We start from the raw sequence: 16,180 nt of genomic DNA, 5'->3' as shown, positions 1-16,180 counted from the left end.
CGGCGCGTTTGACATCGCCACCTTCACCGTTTCCTTCGCCGAACTATCCGGCTGGCTTCGGAGCGTTAGTGGTCCGTGCAGCCTCCGCATACGCCTTGCATCCGGATAGTTGGGCGAAGCACACGACAGACGTGGCACCGTCACTTCCGCCCTACGTTACGGCTGCGGGTGCATTCGTTTCGACGATGAGAGGATGCAACCACACGACGGCTTGGGGCGGCTGGAGGCGGGCCTTCAGCGGATTCTTGGCGATGTAGCGAACGGCCTGCCGGTAATGCACCGCATCCCGGATGATGCGGTCGAAGCTTTCCTCCTGCCAGAGTGATCCCGAGCGACCCAGCCGACGATGGATGCGATCACCACTGTGACGCTTCCAGGAGCGCGTGAGGCTTTCCAAGGTGTGATCGCCGAGCGGGCGGCACAGCACATGCGCATGATTGGGCATGATGGCGTAGGCCAGCATCTCACAGCGGGCGCCCTCGAAGTGATGCAGAGCCTCGACAAGCGGCTGCTGGTGCTCCGGTGTTCGCAGGAGGCATTCACCACGGCCTTCGTCGAGCACGATTTCGAGCTTGCGGAGCTGCACCTGCTGGAAGTCCTGCCACGCTTCCCACTCATCTGGTGGTAGCTTGCCACCATGCTGAAGCGCCGCAGCGGCCAGGCGTTTCTGCCACACCTGCTCCTCGGTCTGCATCGCCGCCATCACGTCGGCGGGAATGGAGTCGCGCAGGCGGAAGGTGAGGAAGTAGCAGCGGCCCGGAGCACGCCAGTGCGGTAGATGGCGCTGATAGGCATCGAAATCCTGCGTGAGCGGACTGTCGGGATCGAAGCCCACGAAGTCATCAGGCAGCGGGATGCGGGTGGGAATCAGCCAGGCCATGCGCGGAGTGGATGCGGAGAACGCGGCGAGGCAAGCGTGAAATGCAGGCCCGTAGGCCGGATGTGTTCGGCGCGTTTGACATCGCCACCTTCACCGTTTCCTTCGCCGAACTATCCGGCGGGTTTGGAGGTGTTCGCGTGCTGTGGGGCCATCGAGAGCGTCCTGAGCCGGATAGTTGGGCGAAGGGAATGGTGGGCGTAACGGTGTTTGATTTCGCCCAACACATCCGGCCTACGTTCGGAGGGCCACGGCGGGATCACAGCAGCCGCTTGCTCTTGAAGTACATGATCGGGACGATGGCGGAAAGCACGATCATGATCATGACCAAGCCGAAGGCCCAGATGCTGTCCTGGACAGGCAGTTTCACGTTCATGCCGTAGATGCTGGCGATGAGCGTGGGCGGCATGAAGAGCACGCTGGCCACGGTGAAGATTTTGATGATCTGGTTCTGCTGGATGTTGATGAGGCCGAGGGTGGACTCGAGCAGGAAGGTCATCTCCTGCGTTTGCTGGTTGGTGTATTCGTCCAGGCTCTTGATGTCGCGCATGACGCTGCGGAACTGCGCTGCGAGATCACCGCGCATCCAGGTGGCGGCGTTGTTGAGGAAGTATTGCAGCATACGGCTGAGGCTGAGCAGGCTCTCACGCAAGTTCGCCACGAGGGCGCTGCGGCGGCCGAGCAGCTTCACCACGTCGCTGAGATCTTTCTCCACGGTGGCATGTGCCTTGTGCGGATCGAGGCTGAAGATGTCGCGGCAGATTTTCTTCATGTCGCCTTCGATGCCCTGGAGCGCGTCGGCGATGCGGGCGACGATCAATTCCAGCAGCAAGAGGAACACGGCATCGCTGCTCAGCGGCGTGCTGCACTGGCGCCTGGCCTGATCCACGAGGACACGGAAGGCCATGGGGTCCGCGTAGCGCACGGTGGTGAGGCAGTCGGGCGCGATGACGAAGGAGATGGAGGTGCTGTCCGGCTCCGGCGTGTCCAGGCCGACGGGCAGCCACGCGGTCATGTAGAGCGCGCCTTTTTCCATGTAGAGCCGGCTGGACTCCTCGATCTCCTGCATCTCCTCGCGTGTGGGGAGCTGGTATTCGAGCCACTTTTCGGCCTCCAGCTCCTCGGCGCGCGCTGGATTCAGCAGATCGAGAAAGACGAGATTGTCCGGGAACGGATGCGTCTTTTCGTCGTTCCAGTCGATGAGCTGTCCTTGCTGGGTGAGGAGTCGAACCATGCGTGCGGGGGGGGAAGGGCGCGAATGGTAGCTGCGGCACACGGCCGCGCCAGAGCAAAAGTGCCGGATGGCCGATTTAGTAACGCGGCAGGTCCGGGTCCACCATGTCCGCCCACGCATCGACGCCGCCACGCATGCTCTGCGCATGAGCGAAGCCATGCTGTCGCAGCCATTGCGCCGCGCGCAGGCTGCGCATGCCATGATGGCAGTAGATGATGAGATGCTCCTGTGTGTTCGTGAAGACCTGCGGTGCCAGCTCGCCGAAGCGGGACAATGGGACGAGCTGTGCTTCCGGCAGGTGGCAGACATGCCATTCACTCTCTTCCCGGCAGTCGATGAGCCGGAAGGCGCGTTCGCCCGGACGGCCCATCAAGTAGCTGACATCCGTGGGGCCGATTTCGAGCGGTGATTCCGGTGTCATGACATCAGCGGGGAAGGTCAGGGACGCACCGTCACCGGCGTGCCGGTGGTGACGTTGTTGTAGAAAGTGGCCGCCATGTGGGCGGGCATGCGCACGCAGCCGTGCGAAGCGGCGTAACCCGGCAAAAATCCTTCGTGCATGCCGATGCCGCCGACGAAGCGCATGAAGTGATGCATCTTCGAGCCTTCAAAGCGCGTGCCGGGCGGCGCCTTGTCCTTTGTCACATCAATGTTTGCCATGACCACGTTGCCCGCGCCATCGACGAAGTCGCCGTACAGGTTGGATTTATGCCACTGGTCCTTCTGGATGACTTTGAAGCTGCCGGTCTTGGTGGCGTGCTTTTCGTCGCCGGTGGAAAGCGCGGAGACTCCCGCCAGCGCTCCGCCTTTGTAGAAGTAGGCCTTCTGGTCGCTGAGGTCGATGGTGATGCTCGGCGAGCCCCCCATGCCGTCGCCATCCCAGTAGGACACCTGGTCGGCGTTGTACAGGGAGGAATGTGGCACGCTGCCAGGATTGAAGGCTTCCAGGTACTGCGTCTGTCCGCTGGTGCTGCCACTTTGGCAGGATACCAGCAGGGCGAGGGCGGAAAGAAGGGTGAGGCGGATGATTGCGGAGGGCTCCAGTTGGCTCATGCGTGGGGATACGTGGGGGCGTTTTTCACCTCGACGTATGCCGTGCCGCAGGGTGTCTGTCCAGCGTCAATCAATGCACGTCGTGCTCGGCAAGATAACGCTCGGCCTCCAGAGCGGCGGCACAGCCCTGGCCGGCGGCGGTGACGGCCTGGCGATAGACGTGGTCGGCCACGTCACCGGCGGCGAAGAGGCCTTCCGTCTTGGTGCGGGTGCCCTGCGTCTGCAGGATGTAGCCATTCTCGTCGGTATCGACGAGGTCACCGAGGAACTGGCCGTTCGGAATGTGGCCGATGGCGACGAAGACGCACTTCAGCTCGAGCTCGGATTTTTCGCCGGTGACGAGGTTTTGCAGGGTCACGGCGCGCATCTCGCCTTTTTCATCGGTCAGGTATTCACTGATGGTGCTGTTCCAGACGGGCTTGATCTTCGGATTGGCCAGCGTGCGGTCCGCCATGATCTTCGAGGCGCGCAACGTGTCGCGGCGATGGATCAAATAGACGGTGCTGGCGAATTTCGTGAGGAACATGGCCTCCTCGCAGGCGCTGTCGCCGCCGCCGATGACGCAGACAGGCACGTTGCGGTAGAAAGCGCCGTCGCAGGTGGCGCAACTGGTCAAACCGTGGCCGATGAGGGATTTTTCGTTGGGCATGCCGAGGTGCTTCGGCGAGGCGCCGGTGGCGATGATGACGCTGTGCGCCTCATAGACCGTGCCGCCTTCGGTGGTGACTTCAAAATGGCCTGCGGCGGTCTTTTTGACGCTGCTGACCAGCGAGTACTCGATGCGTGCGCCGAATTTCTCCGCCTGTGTCTGCATGTTCATCATCAACTCCGGTCCCATGATGCCGTTGGGGAAGCCGGGGAAGTTTTCCACCTCGGTCGTCGTGGTGAGCTGGCCGCCGGGCATGTTGCCGGAGAGGATCAGGGGCTTCAAATTCGCGCGTCCGGTGTAGATCGCCGCAGTGTAGCCGGCGCAGCCGGTGCCGATGATGATGACATTTTCCATGAGAGAAAGTGGGTGGGGGAGGGGGGAAGGTCGCGGAAGATGGAAAGGCGGGCCGGGGGCGCAAGGAGCGCTTTTTCCAGTCTCGCCGTTGGAGTTTGGCCGAACCCGGTTTATTCCCCAACGATGCCCGCCCCCGCCACGGATGCCAAAGCCAGCCGCACCTCGCTTGCGACGTTGTTTTTCTGCACGGCGATGCCGATGGGCATGTGGAGCGTGCCACTGGCGAATGTGTTCACCGCGCATGGCCGCGGCCATCTGGTGCCGTGGGTGTTTTCCACGACATCCATCGCCGCCTTCATCTCGCCGCTGTTTGTGGCGGCGCTGGCGGATCAAAAGCACGCGCCGGTGCTGCTGCTGCGCTGGCTCACGGCGCTTACCAGCCTGGCCCTGCTCATCACCTGTGGCTCGCTGGCCTGGGGCTGGAGTGATGCGGCGGTGCTGGCCTGCGCGCAGGCGCAGGCACTCGTGGCCACGCCGGTGTGGAGCGTGGCCAGCAGCATCGTTTTTTCACAGCTTCATGATGCGAAGAGCCAGTTCGGCCCGCTGCGCGCCTGGGCCACCATGGGATGGATGGTCGGCTGCTGGATCGTGAGTTTCGTGTTGCGCGCGGACGCTTCGCTGGTGGCCGGTGTCACGGCGTCGGGACTGTGGCTGGTCGTGATGACGCTGACTTGGCGGCTGCCGATGATTCCGCCCGGCGAAGTGATGCAGCACCGCACCTGGCGGCAGATTCTCGGCCTTGATGCCCTCGAACTGCTCAAGCATCGCGATCACCGCGTCGTCTTCATCACAGCGGCGCTCTACTGCATTCCACTCGCCGCGTTTTATCCCTACACCTCGCGCCATCTCAGCGATCTGGGCGTGAAAAACATCTCCGCCGTGCTTTCGCTCGGCCAGACCACGGAAATCCTCGTCATGCTGCTGCTGGCGGGCGTTCTGGCCCGCGTGCGGTTGAAGTGGGTCTTCCTCTCCGGCATCGCCATCTGCGTGGTGCGCTACTCATTCAATGCGTTCGGCACGCTGCCCTGGCTCATGGCCGGGACGCTGCTGCATGGTTTCGCCTTCACGCTTTATTTCATCACCACGCAGATCTATCTCGAAGAGCGCATCGACCCGAAATGGCGTGTGCGTGCCCAGGCACTGCTCGCGCTGCTCATGAGCGGTGTGGGCAGTCTCATCGGTTTCCTCGGCGGCGGCTGGTGGTACAACGCCTGCACAAGGCTGGGCATCACCGACTGGTCCCGCTTCTGGTGGGGTGAGACGGCGCTCACCGCCGTGGTTTGCGTGTTCTTTGCCGTCGCGTATCGCGGACGAGTGCGCACTCCGGCGTGATCAGGCCAGCCCGGCACGCACCAGCAGCGCCATCGCGTCAGGATCGCGGCCCATGAAATCATGGAAGAGCTTCGCGGGATCCTCGGAGTTGCCTTTGCTCAAGATCAGCTCACGAAACTCGCGACCGACGGCGGGATTGAGCACGCCTTCCTTCTGGAAACGCGTGAACGCATCCGCATCGAGCACTTCGGCCCATTTGTAGCTGTAATAACCGGCGGCGTAACCGACGGGGCTGCTGAACAGATGGCCGAAACGACGCGCGATGGTGGGCTGTTCGGTCTTCAACGGCATCAGATAGCCGTCGAGAATCTTGCGGGCCAGTTGGTCGAGATCTGCGCCTTCGGTGGTGGCGTGGCGCATGTGCAGTTCGAGGTCGAGCTTGCCAAAGGCGAGCTGGCGCATGATGTCGCTGGCGCTGCGGTAGTTTTTCGCGGCCTGCATCTTCTTGAACAGTCTCGGCGGGATGGCTTCGCCTGTTTCATGATGTCGGGCGAAGAGATCGAGGCTCTCGCGCTCCCAGCAGAAGTTCTCCATGAGCTGCGAGGGCAGCTCGACGAAATCCCAGTAAACACTGACGCCGTTGAGCGCGGGAATTTCAACGTTGCCGCAGAGCTGGTGCAGCAGGTGGCCGAATTCGTGGAAAACGGTGCAGACCTCGTCGTGCGTGAGGAGCGCGGGCTTGCCATCGACGGGCGGCGTCATGTTGCCGCAGATGAGGCCCAGGTGCAGACGGCGGTCACGGTCACCGCTGGGAGGCACGCCCATTTTGAGATAGTTCATCCACGCGCCGCCGCGTTTCGAGTCACGCGGATGCCAGTCGGCATAGAAGGAGCCGATGTGGGCGCCTTTTTCATTGCGCACCTCGTAAAACTTCACCTCCGGGTGCCAGACTTCGACGGGGCCCTGCTTGCCAGGCTGCGTGCTGATGTTGGCGGGGGCTTCTTTGCCTGGCTCGACATAAATCACCTCGCGTCCGACGAAACGCAGGTCAAAAACCATCTCCGCGAGGCGGAACATGCCGCCGAGAACCCTGTCGAGCGGGAAGTAGGGTCGCAGTTCCTCCTCATCGAAGTCGTACTTCGCCTTGCGCTGCTTTTCGGCCCAGAAGGCGACTTCCCAGGGTTGGAACAAGTTGGTGGCCTGATGCGCGCTGTCGGCACGGTATTCCTGCAGCGCGATCGTTTCACGCTCGAAGGCCTCACGCACGCGTGAATACAAATCTTCAATGAACCGCGTCGCGCTCTGGCCTGTCTTGGCCATGCGATGAGCCAGCACATGATCGGCGAAGTTCGCCTTGCCCATGATCAGCGCCTTCTCGTGGCGCAGGCGCAGGATTTTCCACACCTGCTCGGTGTTGTCGTGCTCGCCGCCGCGTCCGATGGCGCTGGAGCCCTCCCACATCTGGCGGCGGATGCTGTCATCCTCGAGATACTCCATGACTGGAATCATCGAGGGGGCTTTCAAGGTCAGGCGGTAGGCCGGTTTCTCCGGTGTGCCGAGATTTTTCGCGGCGGCGTCGGCGCGGGCGGCGTCGATGGCGGAAGGGGGCATGCCTTTGAGGCGGTTCACATCGTCGATGACGAGTTCCCACTTGTTCGTCGAATCGAGCACGTTCTCGGAATACTTCTGCGTGAGCTGGGAGAGCTCGGACTCGATCTCCTCGACGCGTTTTTTCTTCTCCGGCGGCAGGTCGGCGCCAGCCTGAATGAAACCTTCCATCGCCTCTTGCAGCGCGCGCTGGCGCACCGGCGTGAGTTTTTTCGCCTCTTCGGTCTTGCTGTAGGTGACGAGCAGGTCCCAGAGATGCTCGTTGAGCGGAATCTTGGCGAAGAAGGAGCTTACCTCCGCCAGCATCTTGTTGTGAGCCTCGCGCAGGGCGGGGGAGTTGCACAATGCGTCGAGATGTGTGACGAGGCCCCAGGCTTCGTTCAGATCGCGGGTGGTTTCGTCGAGGCCGAGCACGACGGTGTCGAATTTCATCTTGCCGCGGTCCTGATCGATGAGCGCGTCAAGATTCGCCTGGGCCTTTTCCAAGGCGGCGCGGATGTCGGCTTCGATGTGTTCGGGGGTCAGCGTGGACCAGCGGATGTGGAAATCCTGGGTGAGGAAGGGTGCTGCCATGGTGGGGTTTTGGCGGGCGGAGTATGGAGTGTTTGCGGGGCGAGGCAAACGACATTGCCATGTTGTTCTTTGCTCAAAATGCCGCGCAGATTGACAAACCGGCGGCGCTTCACACCATGCGCGGACGATGTCCGACCCCGCCCCGCTCCGCCGCACCCCATTGCACGCCGTGCATGTCGAAATGGGCGCGCGCATGGTGCCCTTTGCCGGCTGGGACATGCCGGTTCAATACACAGGCATCGTCGAAGAGCACAAGGTCGTGCGGCAGAGCGTCGGCGTGTTCGACATCTCGCATATGGGCCAGTTCATCGTGAGCGGGAAAGGCGCGGAAGCCTTCCTGAACCGGGTACTGACCAACAACATCAACTCACTCCAACCAGGCCAGGGCCAGTACACACTGCTCCTCAACAAAAAGGGCGGTGTGATCGACGATCTGATCGCCTACCGCACCAGCGAGCGCGAGTTTTTCCTCGTGGTGAATGCCTCGCGCATCGACGCGGACTGGGAGCACCTCGAATCCCAGCTCACAAAGGATGATGATGTGATGATGGCCAACGCGAGTGACTTCACCGCCGGTCTGGCCATCCAGGGACCGAAAGCCCGCGAGGTGGCGGCTGCGGTTTTTGGCAGTGCCGGTTCGTTTCCTGAGCACAACACGATTCTCGTCACGATGACCGACAACGGTCCGATGTGGCTGTGCGGCACCGGCTACACGGGCGAGGAGGGATTTGAGTTTTTCATGCCCGCCGAAATTGCCGAAACGTGGTTCCGCAAAATCGTGGATGCTGTGAAAGCCGCAGGCGGCGTGCCTTGCGGACTCGGCGCACGCGACACCCTGCGTCTTGAAATGGGCTATCCTCTCAATGGCAACGATCTCTCCGAAGATCGCACGCCGTTGCAGGCCGGGCTTGGGTTCTTCGTCGATCTCGACAAGGGCGATTTCACGGGCCGTGAAGCCTTGGTGGCTCAAAAAGCCGCCGGATTGCCAGACAAACTCGCCGCCTTCCGCATGACCGGTGTCGCGCCGCCGCCGCGTCCGCATTACCCCGTGGCGCATGCCGGTCAGATCGTCGGCGAAGTGTGCAGCGGCACGCAATCGCCCAGTCTCTCAGCCGGAATCGGCATGGCTTATGTGCCTTTGAATGCTGCGGCGATCGGCACCACCCTCGAAATCGAAATCCGTGGCCGCCGCTTTCCTGCCGAGGTGGTGAAAAAGCCGTTTTACCGCAAGCCTTCTCTTTAATTCTCAACTGACATCCTCATGAGCAACGTCCCTGACAACCTCCGCTACCGCGACTCCCACGAATGGATCGACCCCATGCAAGATCCGGCTCCTGTCGGCATCACCGATCACGCGCAGGCCGAACTGACCGATGTGGTCTTCGTTGATCCGCCGAAACTGGGCACCCAGGTCAGCGCCGGCCAGCAGGTCTGTGTGATTGAGTCCGTGAAGGCTGCCAGTGACATTTATGCTCCGGTTTCGGGCGAAATCGTGGCGGTCAACGAGACGCTCAGCAACGATCCCGGCCTCCTCAATCGCGACCCTTACCTCGGCGGCTGGATCTTCAAGATCAAGCCCTCGAACTCTGCCGAGGCAGATGCTTTGATGAACGCCGAGGCGTATCGCAAGCACATCGGCTAAGCACGCTTCTGCCTGCAAGCTGGGAGAAGCCCGCTCGCAAAATCGGCATACAATTTTTGGCTGCATTGGGTGACGGATTCGTTACTCATGACGGACATCTGAGCCATGCCACCCGAAGCTTCATTTCCTGTCGCTGCTGTTCCCGTCGGTTTTGAACTCAAGCCGATCGATGCCTACCACCGTCGCCATCGCACCTTTCCGGCCAGGGGCCTGCTGGAGCGGATCACCAACTGGCTGCAAGACATCGTCGAGACCGTCATCGCGCACTGTTCGCTCCATGGCGATCCGCCGATCTATGACTCCCGGCAGTTTCCGTGGGTGACGCAGATCGAGGCCGACTGGACCAAGGTGCGCGCGGAACTCGATGCGGTGATGCAATACCGCGACGCGATGCCGAGCTTCCAGGACATTGTCAAAGAAGTCGGCATGATCCAGGGCGATGACCAGTGGAAGACTTTCTTCCTGAAGGGGATTGGCATGGACTGCGAGCAAAACGCCCGCAACTGCCCGGAGACGATGAAGGTGCTGGGCATGATTCCCGGCTGCACGACTGGCTTCTTCTCGATCCTGTCGCCCCGGAAGCACATCCCGCATCATCGCGGTCCGTGGGCGGGTGTTTTACGCTTGCACCTCGGCCTGATGGTGCCGGAACCTCGTCATGAGTGCCGCATTCGCATCGCCGACCAAGTTTATGCCTGGCAGGAGGGCAAGGCGGTGATTTTTGACGACACCTACAATCACGAGGTCTGGAATGACACCGACGGCTACCGCGTCGTGCTGTTCGTTGATTTCGCCCGTCCGCTGCGCTGGCCGCTGAACTGGCTGAACCACTGGATCATGAACCTGGCAGCGCTGGCTCCCTTTTTGCGTGAAGCCAAGGGCAAGCAAAAAGCCTCGGAGAAAAAGTTTTGGGCGTTGTTTGGCAAGTGACACCGGCCTCCGGCTTGTTAGTTTCCGGGCTTCCGAAAAAGCCCTGCCTTCGAATGCCCACGAACTTCTCCCGCCGTCATATTGGTCCCTCAGCCGCCGAGGCTGAGAGCATGCTGCAAACGCTCGGTTTCAAAACACTCGACGATCTCATCGACAAAGTGGTGCCGGAAGGCATCCGCGTCCGTGAGAAGCTGAATCTGCCGCCGCCGTTGAGCGAGGAAAAGGCGTTGCGCCGCATGCGTCAGATCATGAGCCGGAACAAGGTGCTGCGCTCGTTTATTGGCCTCGGTTATCACGACACCTTCACGCCGCCGGTCATTCAGCGGAACATCCTCGAAAATCCCGGCTGGTACACGGCCTACACGCCCTACCAGGCCGAGATTGCGCAAGGCCGGCTGGAGGCGCTGATCAATTTCCAGACGATGATCCGCGATCTGACCGCGCTGGATGTCGCGAACGCATCGCTGCTTGATGAAGGCACCGCCTGCGCCGAGGCGCTGGGCCTTGCCGTGGCTCAAGTCGCCGGCTCATCCCGCGTGTTTGTCTCGGACAAATGCCACCCTCATTCCATCGAAGTCGTGCGCACGCGCATGGATGCGCATGGCATCCGAGTGGAAGTCGGTGACGTGCTCCAATGGAAGCACGACGGCACCAAGGGGCTCGCTGCCGTGCTGGTGCAGTATCCCGACACCCAGGGGGTCATCCATGATTACTCAGAGCTTGCCACCGAGGTGCATGAGGCGGGCGCTTTGCTCGTTGTCAGCGCCGATTTGCTCGCGCTCACCGTGCTGCGCCCGCCGGGTGAATTCGGTGCGGACATCTGCGTCGGCAACAGCCAGCGTTTCGGCGTGCCGCTCGGTTTTGGCGGTCCGCACGCGGCGTTCATGGCCGTCAAAGATGCGCTGAAGCGCCGCCTGCCGGGCAGATTGATCGGTGTCTCGAAGGATGCGTCAGGGAAGCCCGCCTATCGCCTTTCACTGCAAACGCGTGAGCAGCACATCCGCCGTGAAAAGGCCACCAGCAACATCTGCACGGCTCAGGTCTTGCTCGCGGTCATGGCGTCGATGTATGCGGTGTATCACGGCCCGCAGGGTCTCAAGACCATCGCCCAGCGCGTGCATGGCGCCGCGGCATGGCTCGCGGGAGAACTCCTGCACGCGGGCCTCGACGTGCTCAGCGACGATTTTTTCGACACCATCAGCGTGCGAGTGCGCAATGCCGACGACGTGCTCAAGCGTGCCCTCCTTTTCGGCATCAACCTGCGCAAGATCAACGACACCATCGTCGGTGTGGCGCTCGACGAATGCGTGCGTGCGGAAGAACTGCTCAACCTGCTCACAGCCTTCGGCATTTCCAAGCCGCAGCAGCCTCCAGCGCTCGATGACGAACGTCCTCTGCATTGCTCCGCTCTGCATCACCGCAGTTCCGCCTACCTGACGCATCCGGTGTTCAACTCGTATCACTCCGAAACGGAGATGATGCGTTACCTGCATCGTCTGGAGTCCAAAGACATCGCGCTCAATCGCAGCATGATCCCGCTCGGTTCATGCACGATGAAACTCAACGCCGCTGCGGAGATGATGCCGCTGAGCTGGCCGGAGGTGAACGGGTTGCATCCCTTCTGCCCGCACGACCAGTCCGAGGGCTATCGCACGATGTCTGGCGATCTGGAGGCATGGCTGGCCGAATGCACCGGCTTCGATGCCGTCTCGCTTCAGCCAAACGCGGGTTCGCAGGGCGAATACGCGGGTCTTCTCGCAATCAAACGCTTCCACGCCTCGCGCGGCGAGGATCATCGCGATGTCTGCCTCATCCCAACCTCCGCGCACGGCACGAATCCCGCCAGTGCCGTGATGTGCGGCTTCAAAGTGGTGCCTGTCTTGTGCGATGACCATGGCAACGTCGCTCTGGGTGATCTCAAAGCGAAGCTGGAGGCCAACAAAGACAAGGTGGCTGCGTTGATGGTCACCTATCCTTCGACACACGGCGTGTTCGAGGAGTCCATCGTCGAAATCTGCCGCCTCGTGCATGATTACGGCGGCCAGGTTTATATGGACGGGGCGAACATGAACGCGCAGGTCGGGCTGACCTCGCCCGGGCGTATTGGCGCGGATGTCTGCCATCTCAATTTGCACAAAACCTTCTGCATTCCGCATGGCGGCGGCGGACCGGGCGTCGGGCCCATTGCTGTGGTGGCTCACCTTCGCCCGCATCTGCCAGGGCATCACACATGGGCGGAAGGCCGCCGCGAAGGCGCCGTGTGCTCCGCTCCGTGGGGCAGCGCCAGCATCTGCACGATTTCGTGGATGTATGTCGCCATGATGGGGCCGCGCCTCACCGAGGCGACGAAGGTCGCCATCCTGAACGCCAACTACGTCGCCAAGAAGCTCGAGGCGAACTTCCCCACGCTCTACAAAGGCACGAATGGCCTCGTCGCGCACGAGTGCATCCTCGACTTCAGTCATTTCCACAAAGTCACCGTGGAAGATGTGGCGAAGCGTCTCATGGACTTCGGCTATCACGCGCCCACGATGAGCTGGCCCGTCGCTGGAACGCTCATGATCGAACCCACGGAAAGCGAGAGCAAAGCCGAGCTGGACCGCTTCTGTGATGCGATGCAGTGCATCCATGCCGAGATGATCGGAGTCGAAAGCAGCCAGTATCACGCCACCGACAACACGCTCAAGCAGGCTCCGCACACCGCCGCCTTCGTCATGAAAAGTGACTGGCCTCACGCCTACACCCGCGAAGCCGCCGCCTTCCCGCTGCCCTGGGTCCAGGACGACAAATACTGGCCGCCCGTTTCACGCATCGACAACGTCTATGGTGACCGCCACCTCATCTGCACCTGTGTGAGTGTGGAAGAAGCGGCTGCAAGTTGATCTCCTCATGCGCGTTTCACCGCGCATGAAGCTCCTCCTGCTCGCTCTCGTCATCTTCACGTTCCTTCCGGCCACCCATGCCGCCGATGCGCCGCGTCCGAACATCCTGTTCATCATCTTCGATGACTGGGGCTGGCAGCATGCGGGGGCTTATGGCTGTGACTGGGTCAAAACGCCGAACTTCGACCGCGTGGCGAAAGAGGGCGTGCTGTTCAAGAACGCCTTCACCTCCAATCCTAAGTGCAGTCCCTGCCGTGCGACGATTCTGACCGGTCGCAACTCATGGCAGCTTGAGGAAGCCGTCTGCCATGGCGGCATCTTCCCGCCGAAGTTCGCCGTGTATCCTGATCTGATCGAGAAAGGCGGCTACGACATCGGTTTGACCGGCAAAGGCTGGGGACCGGGCGATTTCAAGCTCAATGGCCGCACGCGCAATCCTGCCGGGCCGAGTTTTGATGAGGTGAAAGCCACGCCGCCAGCCTCTGGCATTGGCAAGAATGACTACACGGCCAACTTCGCCAAATTCCTCGAACAACGCGATGCTAAGAAGCCCTTCTGCTTCTGGATGGGTTTCCAGGAGCCGCATCGTGGCTACGAGCTCGATTCCGGCGTGCGCATGGGCAAAAAACTCAGCGATGTGAAGGTGCCCGGCTATCTGCCCGACAATGACACCGTGCGCGGTGATCTCGCCGATTACGCCATCGAGGTCGAATATGCCGACGCCTACATCGGCCGGGCGATGGAGATGCTGGAGAAGCAGGGCCTGCTCGAAGACACGCTGATCATCGTCACCTCCGACCACGGCATGCCGTTCCCACGCGTGAAGGGCCAGATTTACGAAGACGGCTATCATCTGCCGCTGGCGATGCGTTGGGGGAAGGGCATCAAGCCGGATCGCGTCGTCGAGGATTTTATCAACGTGCGCGATCTCGCGCCGACCTACCTCGAACTCGCCGGATTGCCCGTTCACGAGCAGATGAGCGGCAAAAGCCTCGTGAACATTCTGCGCAGCGACAAGAGCGGCTTCGTTGAGGATCGCAAAATCATGCTCGCCGGGAAGGAGCGTCACGACATCGGTCGTCCGAACGACTGGGGCTATCCCGTGCGCGCCATTCGCACGCCGGAGTTCTTTTACAGCCACAACTACCACCCCGAGCGCTGGCCTGCGTGCAATCCTGAAACCGGCTACCGCAACTGTGACGATGGCCCCACCAAAGCGTGGATCGTCGAGAACAAGGGGCCGTTCTACGATCTCGCCTTCGCCTACCGCGCCGAGGAGGAGCTGTTTGACATCGCCAACGATCCCGAGTGCCTGAAGAACCTCGCCGCTGATCCCAAATTCGCCGCCACTAAGAAGGAATTGCGCGAGAAGATGGAGTCCATCTTGAAGGAGGAGAAAGACCCGCGTGTGCTCGGTAATGCGGCGATCTTCGACACCTACAAGTATCTCGGCAACCGCAAGAACAAGGGCTACGCCGAATGGGAGGCCGCACAGAAAGGTCAGCCGCTGCCGGAGGAGCCGAAAAAGAAGAAAAAGTGTGAAGACTGAGCAGAGAATCTCGACTTCGGCGGCTTTGCGGCGATAACAACCGCATGCGCCACTTTTCGCTCTTTCTGCTGCTCGTTTCCTTCAGTCTGAACCTCTCAGCCGCCGACAAAGCGGTGACGCCCGAGGCTTTGGTGGCACAGCTTTACAAGACGCATGACGCGCAGAAGTCGCCGTTCTTCCAGGACCAGGATCGTGCCCTGGTGGATCGCTTCTTCGCCAAAGAGCTGGCTGATATGATCTGGAAGGATGCCGTGGCATCGCAGGGAGAACTTGGTGCCCTTGGTGCCGATCCTCTCTATGACGCCCAGGACTTGCTGCTCAAAGATTTTGTCATTCACCAGGCCGCCACCGTGAAAGGCCGGACCAGCGTGCTGGTCACTTTTGAAAATGCCGGTCAGAAAAAGCGCAACACGTTCACTTTTGTCCAGCAGGGCGGCGTGTGGAAGATCAGTGATCTTCGCTACACGGCCGGTCATACGCTGAGCCGCCTTTACAGAGACGCCGCCGGGAATTGAGGTTGGACTTTGTGGCAGCGAACACTAATCTGGCAGCGGGTCGGTCGGAGTGATCGCTGGTGTTTTGCTGCAAGGCGGGATGCCAGAGGAAAGTCCGGACACCACAGGGCAGCATGCCACGTGAAAGCGTGGGGGCTGCGGTGCAAGCCGCGGTCACAGACAGTGTCACAGAAAACAAACCGCCCTTCTTCGCTCTCACGAGCTACGAAGGGTAAGGGTGAAACGGCGGGGTAAGAGCCCACCGCCCCAACCGCGAGGAAGGGGGCACGACAAACCTCATGCGGTGCAAGACAGAACAGGAGAAAGGCCCGCCTGGCCGCAAGTCCCGCAAGGGATGGATGACTCCGGGTAATAGTCGCACCATCGCGCAAGCGAGGGCGGGCTGGTCGCTCAGCCCGACAGATAAATGATCACAGCCAGGCGTCGCAAGATGTCGGGGACACAGAATCCGGCTTATGAGGGCCGATCCACATGGAGGCGTCGGGGGAAACCCCGGCGCCTTCGCCTTTGGAGCGCGAGTATTCTACTCGCCTGACTTTCCTACCGCCAACGCTTCACCAGCAAGTGGCGAGTGGTCTTCGACACACTCGCGTTCGTTTCGCGACGGTCTTCGCTATTCAAGGGAATTGAATGGATGGCGCTGACGGTTGCTGCAGACGCAGAAACTCATCCTTCTTCACCAACGCGTAGATCAGGAAGAACAGGCCGACAGGAAAAAGGTAACTGAAAGTCATCAGGCCGCCGTAGATGCAAAGGAACCAGAACATCCACACTGCACGATAGCGGAGTGCTGTGATGGCAATGATGATCAACAGCAAACCAGGCAAGGCTATGATTATCCCGCTAAAAACACCGATTAGAATTTCACCAATGGCAGCGCTTAACTTGGTTGGATCCGCACCGCCATTGCTGCCGAGTTCTCGAAAAGCCCTGTTCATGCTCGCCACCACGATTGCGACGCCATACAATTGTACGAGTTGCAGCCACGCGCCGAGTTTGGCGATGAAGGCTCCGCGCTGCGGAGGAAGGGGTGTTTCCATGA

Annotated in this window: 14 protein-coding genes and 1 other RNA gene; 8 read left to right on the top strand and 7 right to left on the bottom strand. The window is 61.0% G+C overall.

All coding sequences use genetic code 11. The features are described 5' to 3' along the window. Positions 1-151 precede the first annotated feature (151 nt). From U1A53_RS16875 to trxB, 5 genes are all read right to left on the bottom strand, one after another. Positions 152-880 (bottom strand): transposase, encoded by a 729-nt coding sequence (locus tag U1A53_RS16875; protein ID WP_322282748.1) that lies wholly within the window; start codon positions 878-880, stop codon positions 152-154. A 256-nt stretch (positions 881-1,136) separates the two neighbouring features. After that, positions 1,137-2,111: a magnesium transporter CorA family protein gene (locus U1A53_RS16870; protein ID WP_322282746.1), complete on the bottom strand. Its 975-nt coding sequence runs from the start codon at positions 2,109-2,111 to the stop codon at positions 1,137-1,139. Positions 2,112-2,187: 76 nt separating this feature from the next. Next, entirely contained in the window at positions 2,188-2,532 is a 345-nt protein-coding gene (locus U1A53_RS16865) for a rhodanese-like domain-containing protein (RefSeq protein WP_322282744.1), read from the bottom strand. A gap of 17 nt (positions 2,533-2,549) precedes the next feature. Further along, positions 2,550-3,164: a L,D-transpeptidase family protein gene (locus U1A53_RS16860; RefSeq protein WP_322282743.1), complete on the bottom strand. Its 615-nt coding sequence runs from the start codon at positions 3,162-3,164 to the stop codon at positions 2,550-2,552. Positions 3,165-3,234: 70 nt separating this feature from the next. Beyond that, positions 3,235-4,167: a thioredoxin-disulfide reductase gene (trxB, locus tag U1A53_RS16855; RefSeq protein ID WP_322282742.1), complete on the bottom strand. Its 933-nt coding sequence runs from the start codon at positions 4,165-4,167 to the stop codon at positions 3,235-3,237. 123 nt (positions 4,168-4,290) lie between these two features. Between trxB and U1A53_RS16850 the strand changes: the two genes are divergently transcribed. Then, positions 4,291-5,499, top strand: a complete 1,209-nt coding sequence (locus U1A53_RS16850) for an MFS transporter (protein WP_322282740.1) — start codon at positions 4,291-4,293, stop codon at positions 5,497-5,499. On the opposite strand, the gene U1A53_RS16845 is transcribed toward U1A53_RS16850, so the two are convergent. Continuing rightward, positions 5,500-7,620, bottom strand: coding sequence for a M3 family metallopeptidase (locus U1A53_RS16845; protein WP_322282738.1), 2,121 nt, complete (start codon positions 7,618-7,620; stop codon positions 5,500-5,502). Positions 7,621-7,747: 127 nt separating this feature from the next. Between U1A53_RS16845 and gcvT the strand changes: the two genes are divergently transcribed. The 7 genes from gcvT to rnpB all read left to right on the top strand — a co-directional run bounded on the left by gcvT (position 7,748) and on the right by rnpB (position 15,611). Next, positions 7,748-8,863: a glycine cleavage system aminomethyltransferase GcvT gene (gene gcvT, locus U1A53_RS16840; protein ID WP_322282737.1), complete on the top strand. Its 1,116-nt coding sequence runs from the start codon at positions 7,748-7,750 to the stop codon at positions 8,861-8,863. Positions 8,864-8,881: 18 nt separating this feature from the next. Then, the gene (gene gcvH / locus U1A53_RS16835) at positions 8,882-9,262 is read left to right on the top strand and encodes a glycine cleavage system protein GcvH (RefSeq protein WP_322282736.1); all 381 of its coding nucleotides are present in this window, start codon (positions 8,882-8,884) and stop codon (positions 9,260-9,262) included. Between the two features lie 105 nt (positions 9,263-9,367). Further along, the gene (locus tag U1A53_RS16830; protein WP_322282733.1) at positions 9,368-10,192 is read left to right on the top strand and encodes an aspartyl/asparaginyl beta-hydroxylase domain-containing protein; all 825 of its coding nucleotides are present in this window, start codon (positions 9,368-9,370) and stop codon (positions 10,190-10,192) included. A gap of 53 nt (positions 10,193-10,245) precedes the next feature. After that, entirely contained in the window at positions 10,246-13,074 is a 2,829-nt protein-coding gene (gcvP, locus tag U1A53_RS16825) for an aminomethyl-transferring glycine dehydrogenase (RefSeq protein WP_322282731.1), read from the top strand. 25 nt (positions 13,075-13,099) lie between these two features. Next, a complete protein-coding gene (locus U1A53_RS16820) occupies positions 13,100-14,623 on the top strand; it encodes a sulfatase (RefSeq protein WP_322282729.1) in 1,524 nt (507 codons plus the stop codon). 44 nt (positions 14,624-14,667) lie between these two features. Continuing rightward, positions 14,668-15,138 (top strand): DUF3828 domain-containing protein, encoded by a 471-nt coding sequence (locus tag U1A53_RS16815; protein ID WP_322282727.1) that lies wholly within the window; start codon positions 14,668-14,670, stop codon positions 15,136-15,138. A 37-nt stretch (positions 15,139-15,175) separates the two neighbouring features. Then, positions 15,176-15,611: RNase P RNA component class A (rnpB, locus tag U1A53_RS16810), an RNA gene on the top strand. A gap of 144 nt (positions 15,612-15,755) precedes the next feature. Here rnpB and U1A53_RS16805 read toward each other — a convergent pair. Then, on the bottom strand, positions 15,756-16,178 hold the full coding sequence (locus tag U1A53_RS16805; protein WP_322282725.1) for a hypothetical protein: 423 nt from the start codon (positions 16,176-16,178) through the stop codon (positions 15,756-15,758). Positions 16,179-16,180: the final 2 nt, after the last annotated feature.

Origin of the sequence: Prosthecobacter sp. (assembly GCF_034366625.1) — a bacterium.
Taxonomy (GTDB): domain Bacteria; phylum Verrucomicrobiota; class Verrucomicrobiia; order Verrucomicrobiales; family Verrucomicrobiaceae; genus Prosthecobacter.
Note: the sequence above shows the minus strand (reverse complement) of the source record. Positions and strands in the feature narration are given on the sequence as shown.

Excerpts from the sequence above, each read along its gene's own strand:
- U1A53_RS16875 (WP_322282748.1), bottom strand. The coding sequence starts at position 880 with ATGGCCTGGCTGATTCCCACCCGCATCCCGCTGCCTGATGACTTCGTG.
- U1A53_RS16870 (WP_322282746.1), bottom strand. The coding sequence starts at position 2,111 with ATGGTTCGACTCCTCACCCAGCAAGGACAGCTCATCGACTGGAACGAC.
- U1A53_RS16865 (WP_322282744.1), bottom strand. The coding sequence starts at position 2,532 with ATGACACCGGAATCACCGCTCGAAATCGGCCCCACGGATGTCAGCTAC.
- U1A53_RS16860 (WP_322282743.1), bottom strand. The coding sequence starts at position 3,164 with ATGAGCCAACTGGAGCCCTCCGCAATCATCCGCCTCACCCTTCTTTCC.
- trxB (WP_322282742.1), bottom strand. The coding sequence starts at position 4,167 with ATGGAAAATGTCATCATCATCGGCACCGGCTGCGCCGGCTACACTGCG.
- U1A53_RS16850 (WP_322282740.1), top strand. The coding sequence starts at position 4,291 with ATGCCCGCCCCCGCCACGGATGCCAAAGCCAGCCGCACCTCGCTTGCG.
- U1A53_RS16845 (WP_322282738.1), bottom strand. The coding sequence starts at position 7,620 with ATGGCAGCACCCTTCCTCACCCAGGATTTCCACATCCGCTGGTCCACG.
- gcvT (WP_322282737.1), top strand. The coding sequence starts at position 7,748 with ATGTCCGACCCCGCCCCGCTCCGCCGCACCCCATTGCACGCCGTGCAT.
- gcvH (WP_322282736.1), top strand. The coding sequence starts at position 8,882 with ATGAGCAACGTCCCTGACAACCTCCGCTACCGCGACTCCCACGAATGG.
- U1A53_RS16830 (WP_322282733.1), top strand. The coding sequence starts at position 9,368 with ATGCCACCCGAAGCTTCATTTCCTGTCGCTGCTGTTCCCGTCGGTTTT.
- gcvP (WP_322282731.1), top strand. The coding sequence starts at position 10,246 with ATGCCCACGAACTTCTCCCGCCGTCATATTGGTCCCTCAGCCGCCGAG.
- U1A53_RS16820 (WP_322282729.1), top strand. The coding sequence starts at position 13,100 with ATGAAGCTCCTCCTGCTCGCTCTCGTCATCTTCACGTTCCTTCCGGCC.
- U1A53_RS16815 (WP_322282727.1), top strand. The coding sequence starts at position 14,668 with ATGCGCCACTTTTCGCTCTTTCTGCTGCTCGTTTCCTTCAGTCTGAAC.
- U1A53_RS16805 (WP_322282725.1), bottom strand. The coding sequence starts at position 16,178 with ATGGAAACACCCCTTCCTCCGCAGCGCGGAGCCTTCATCGCCAAACTC.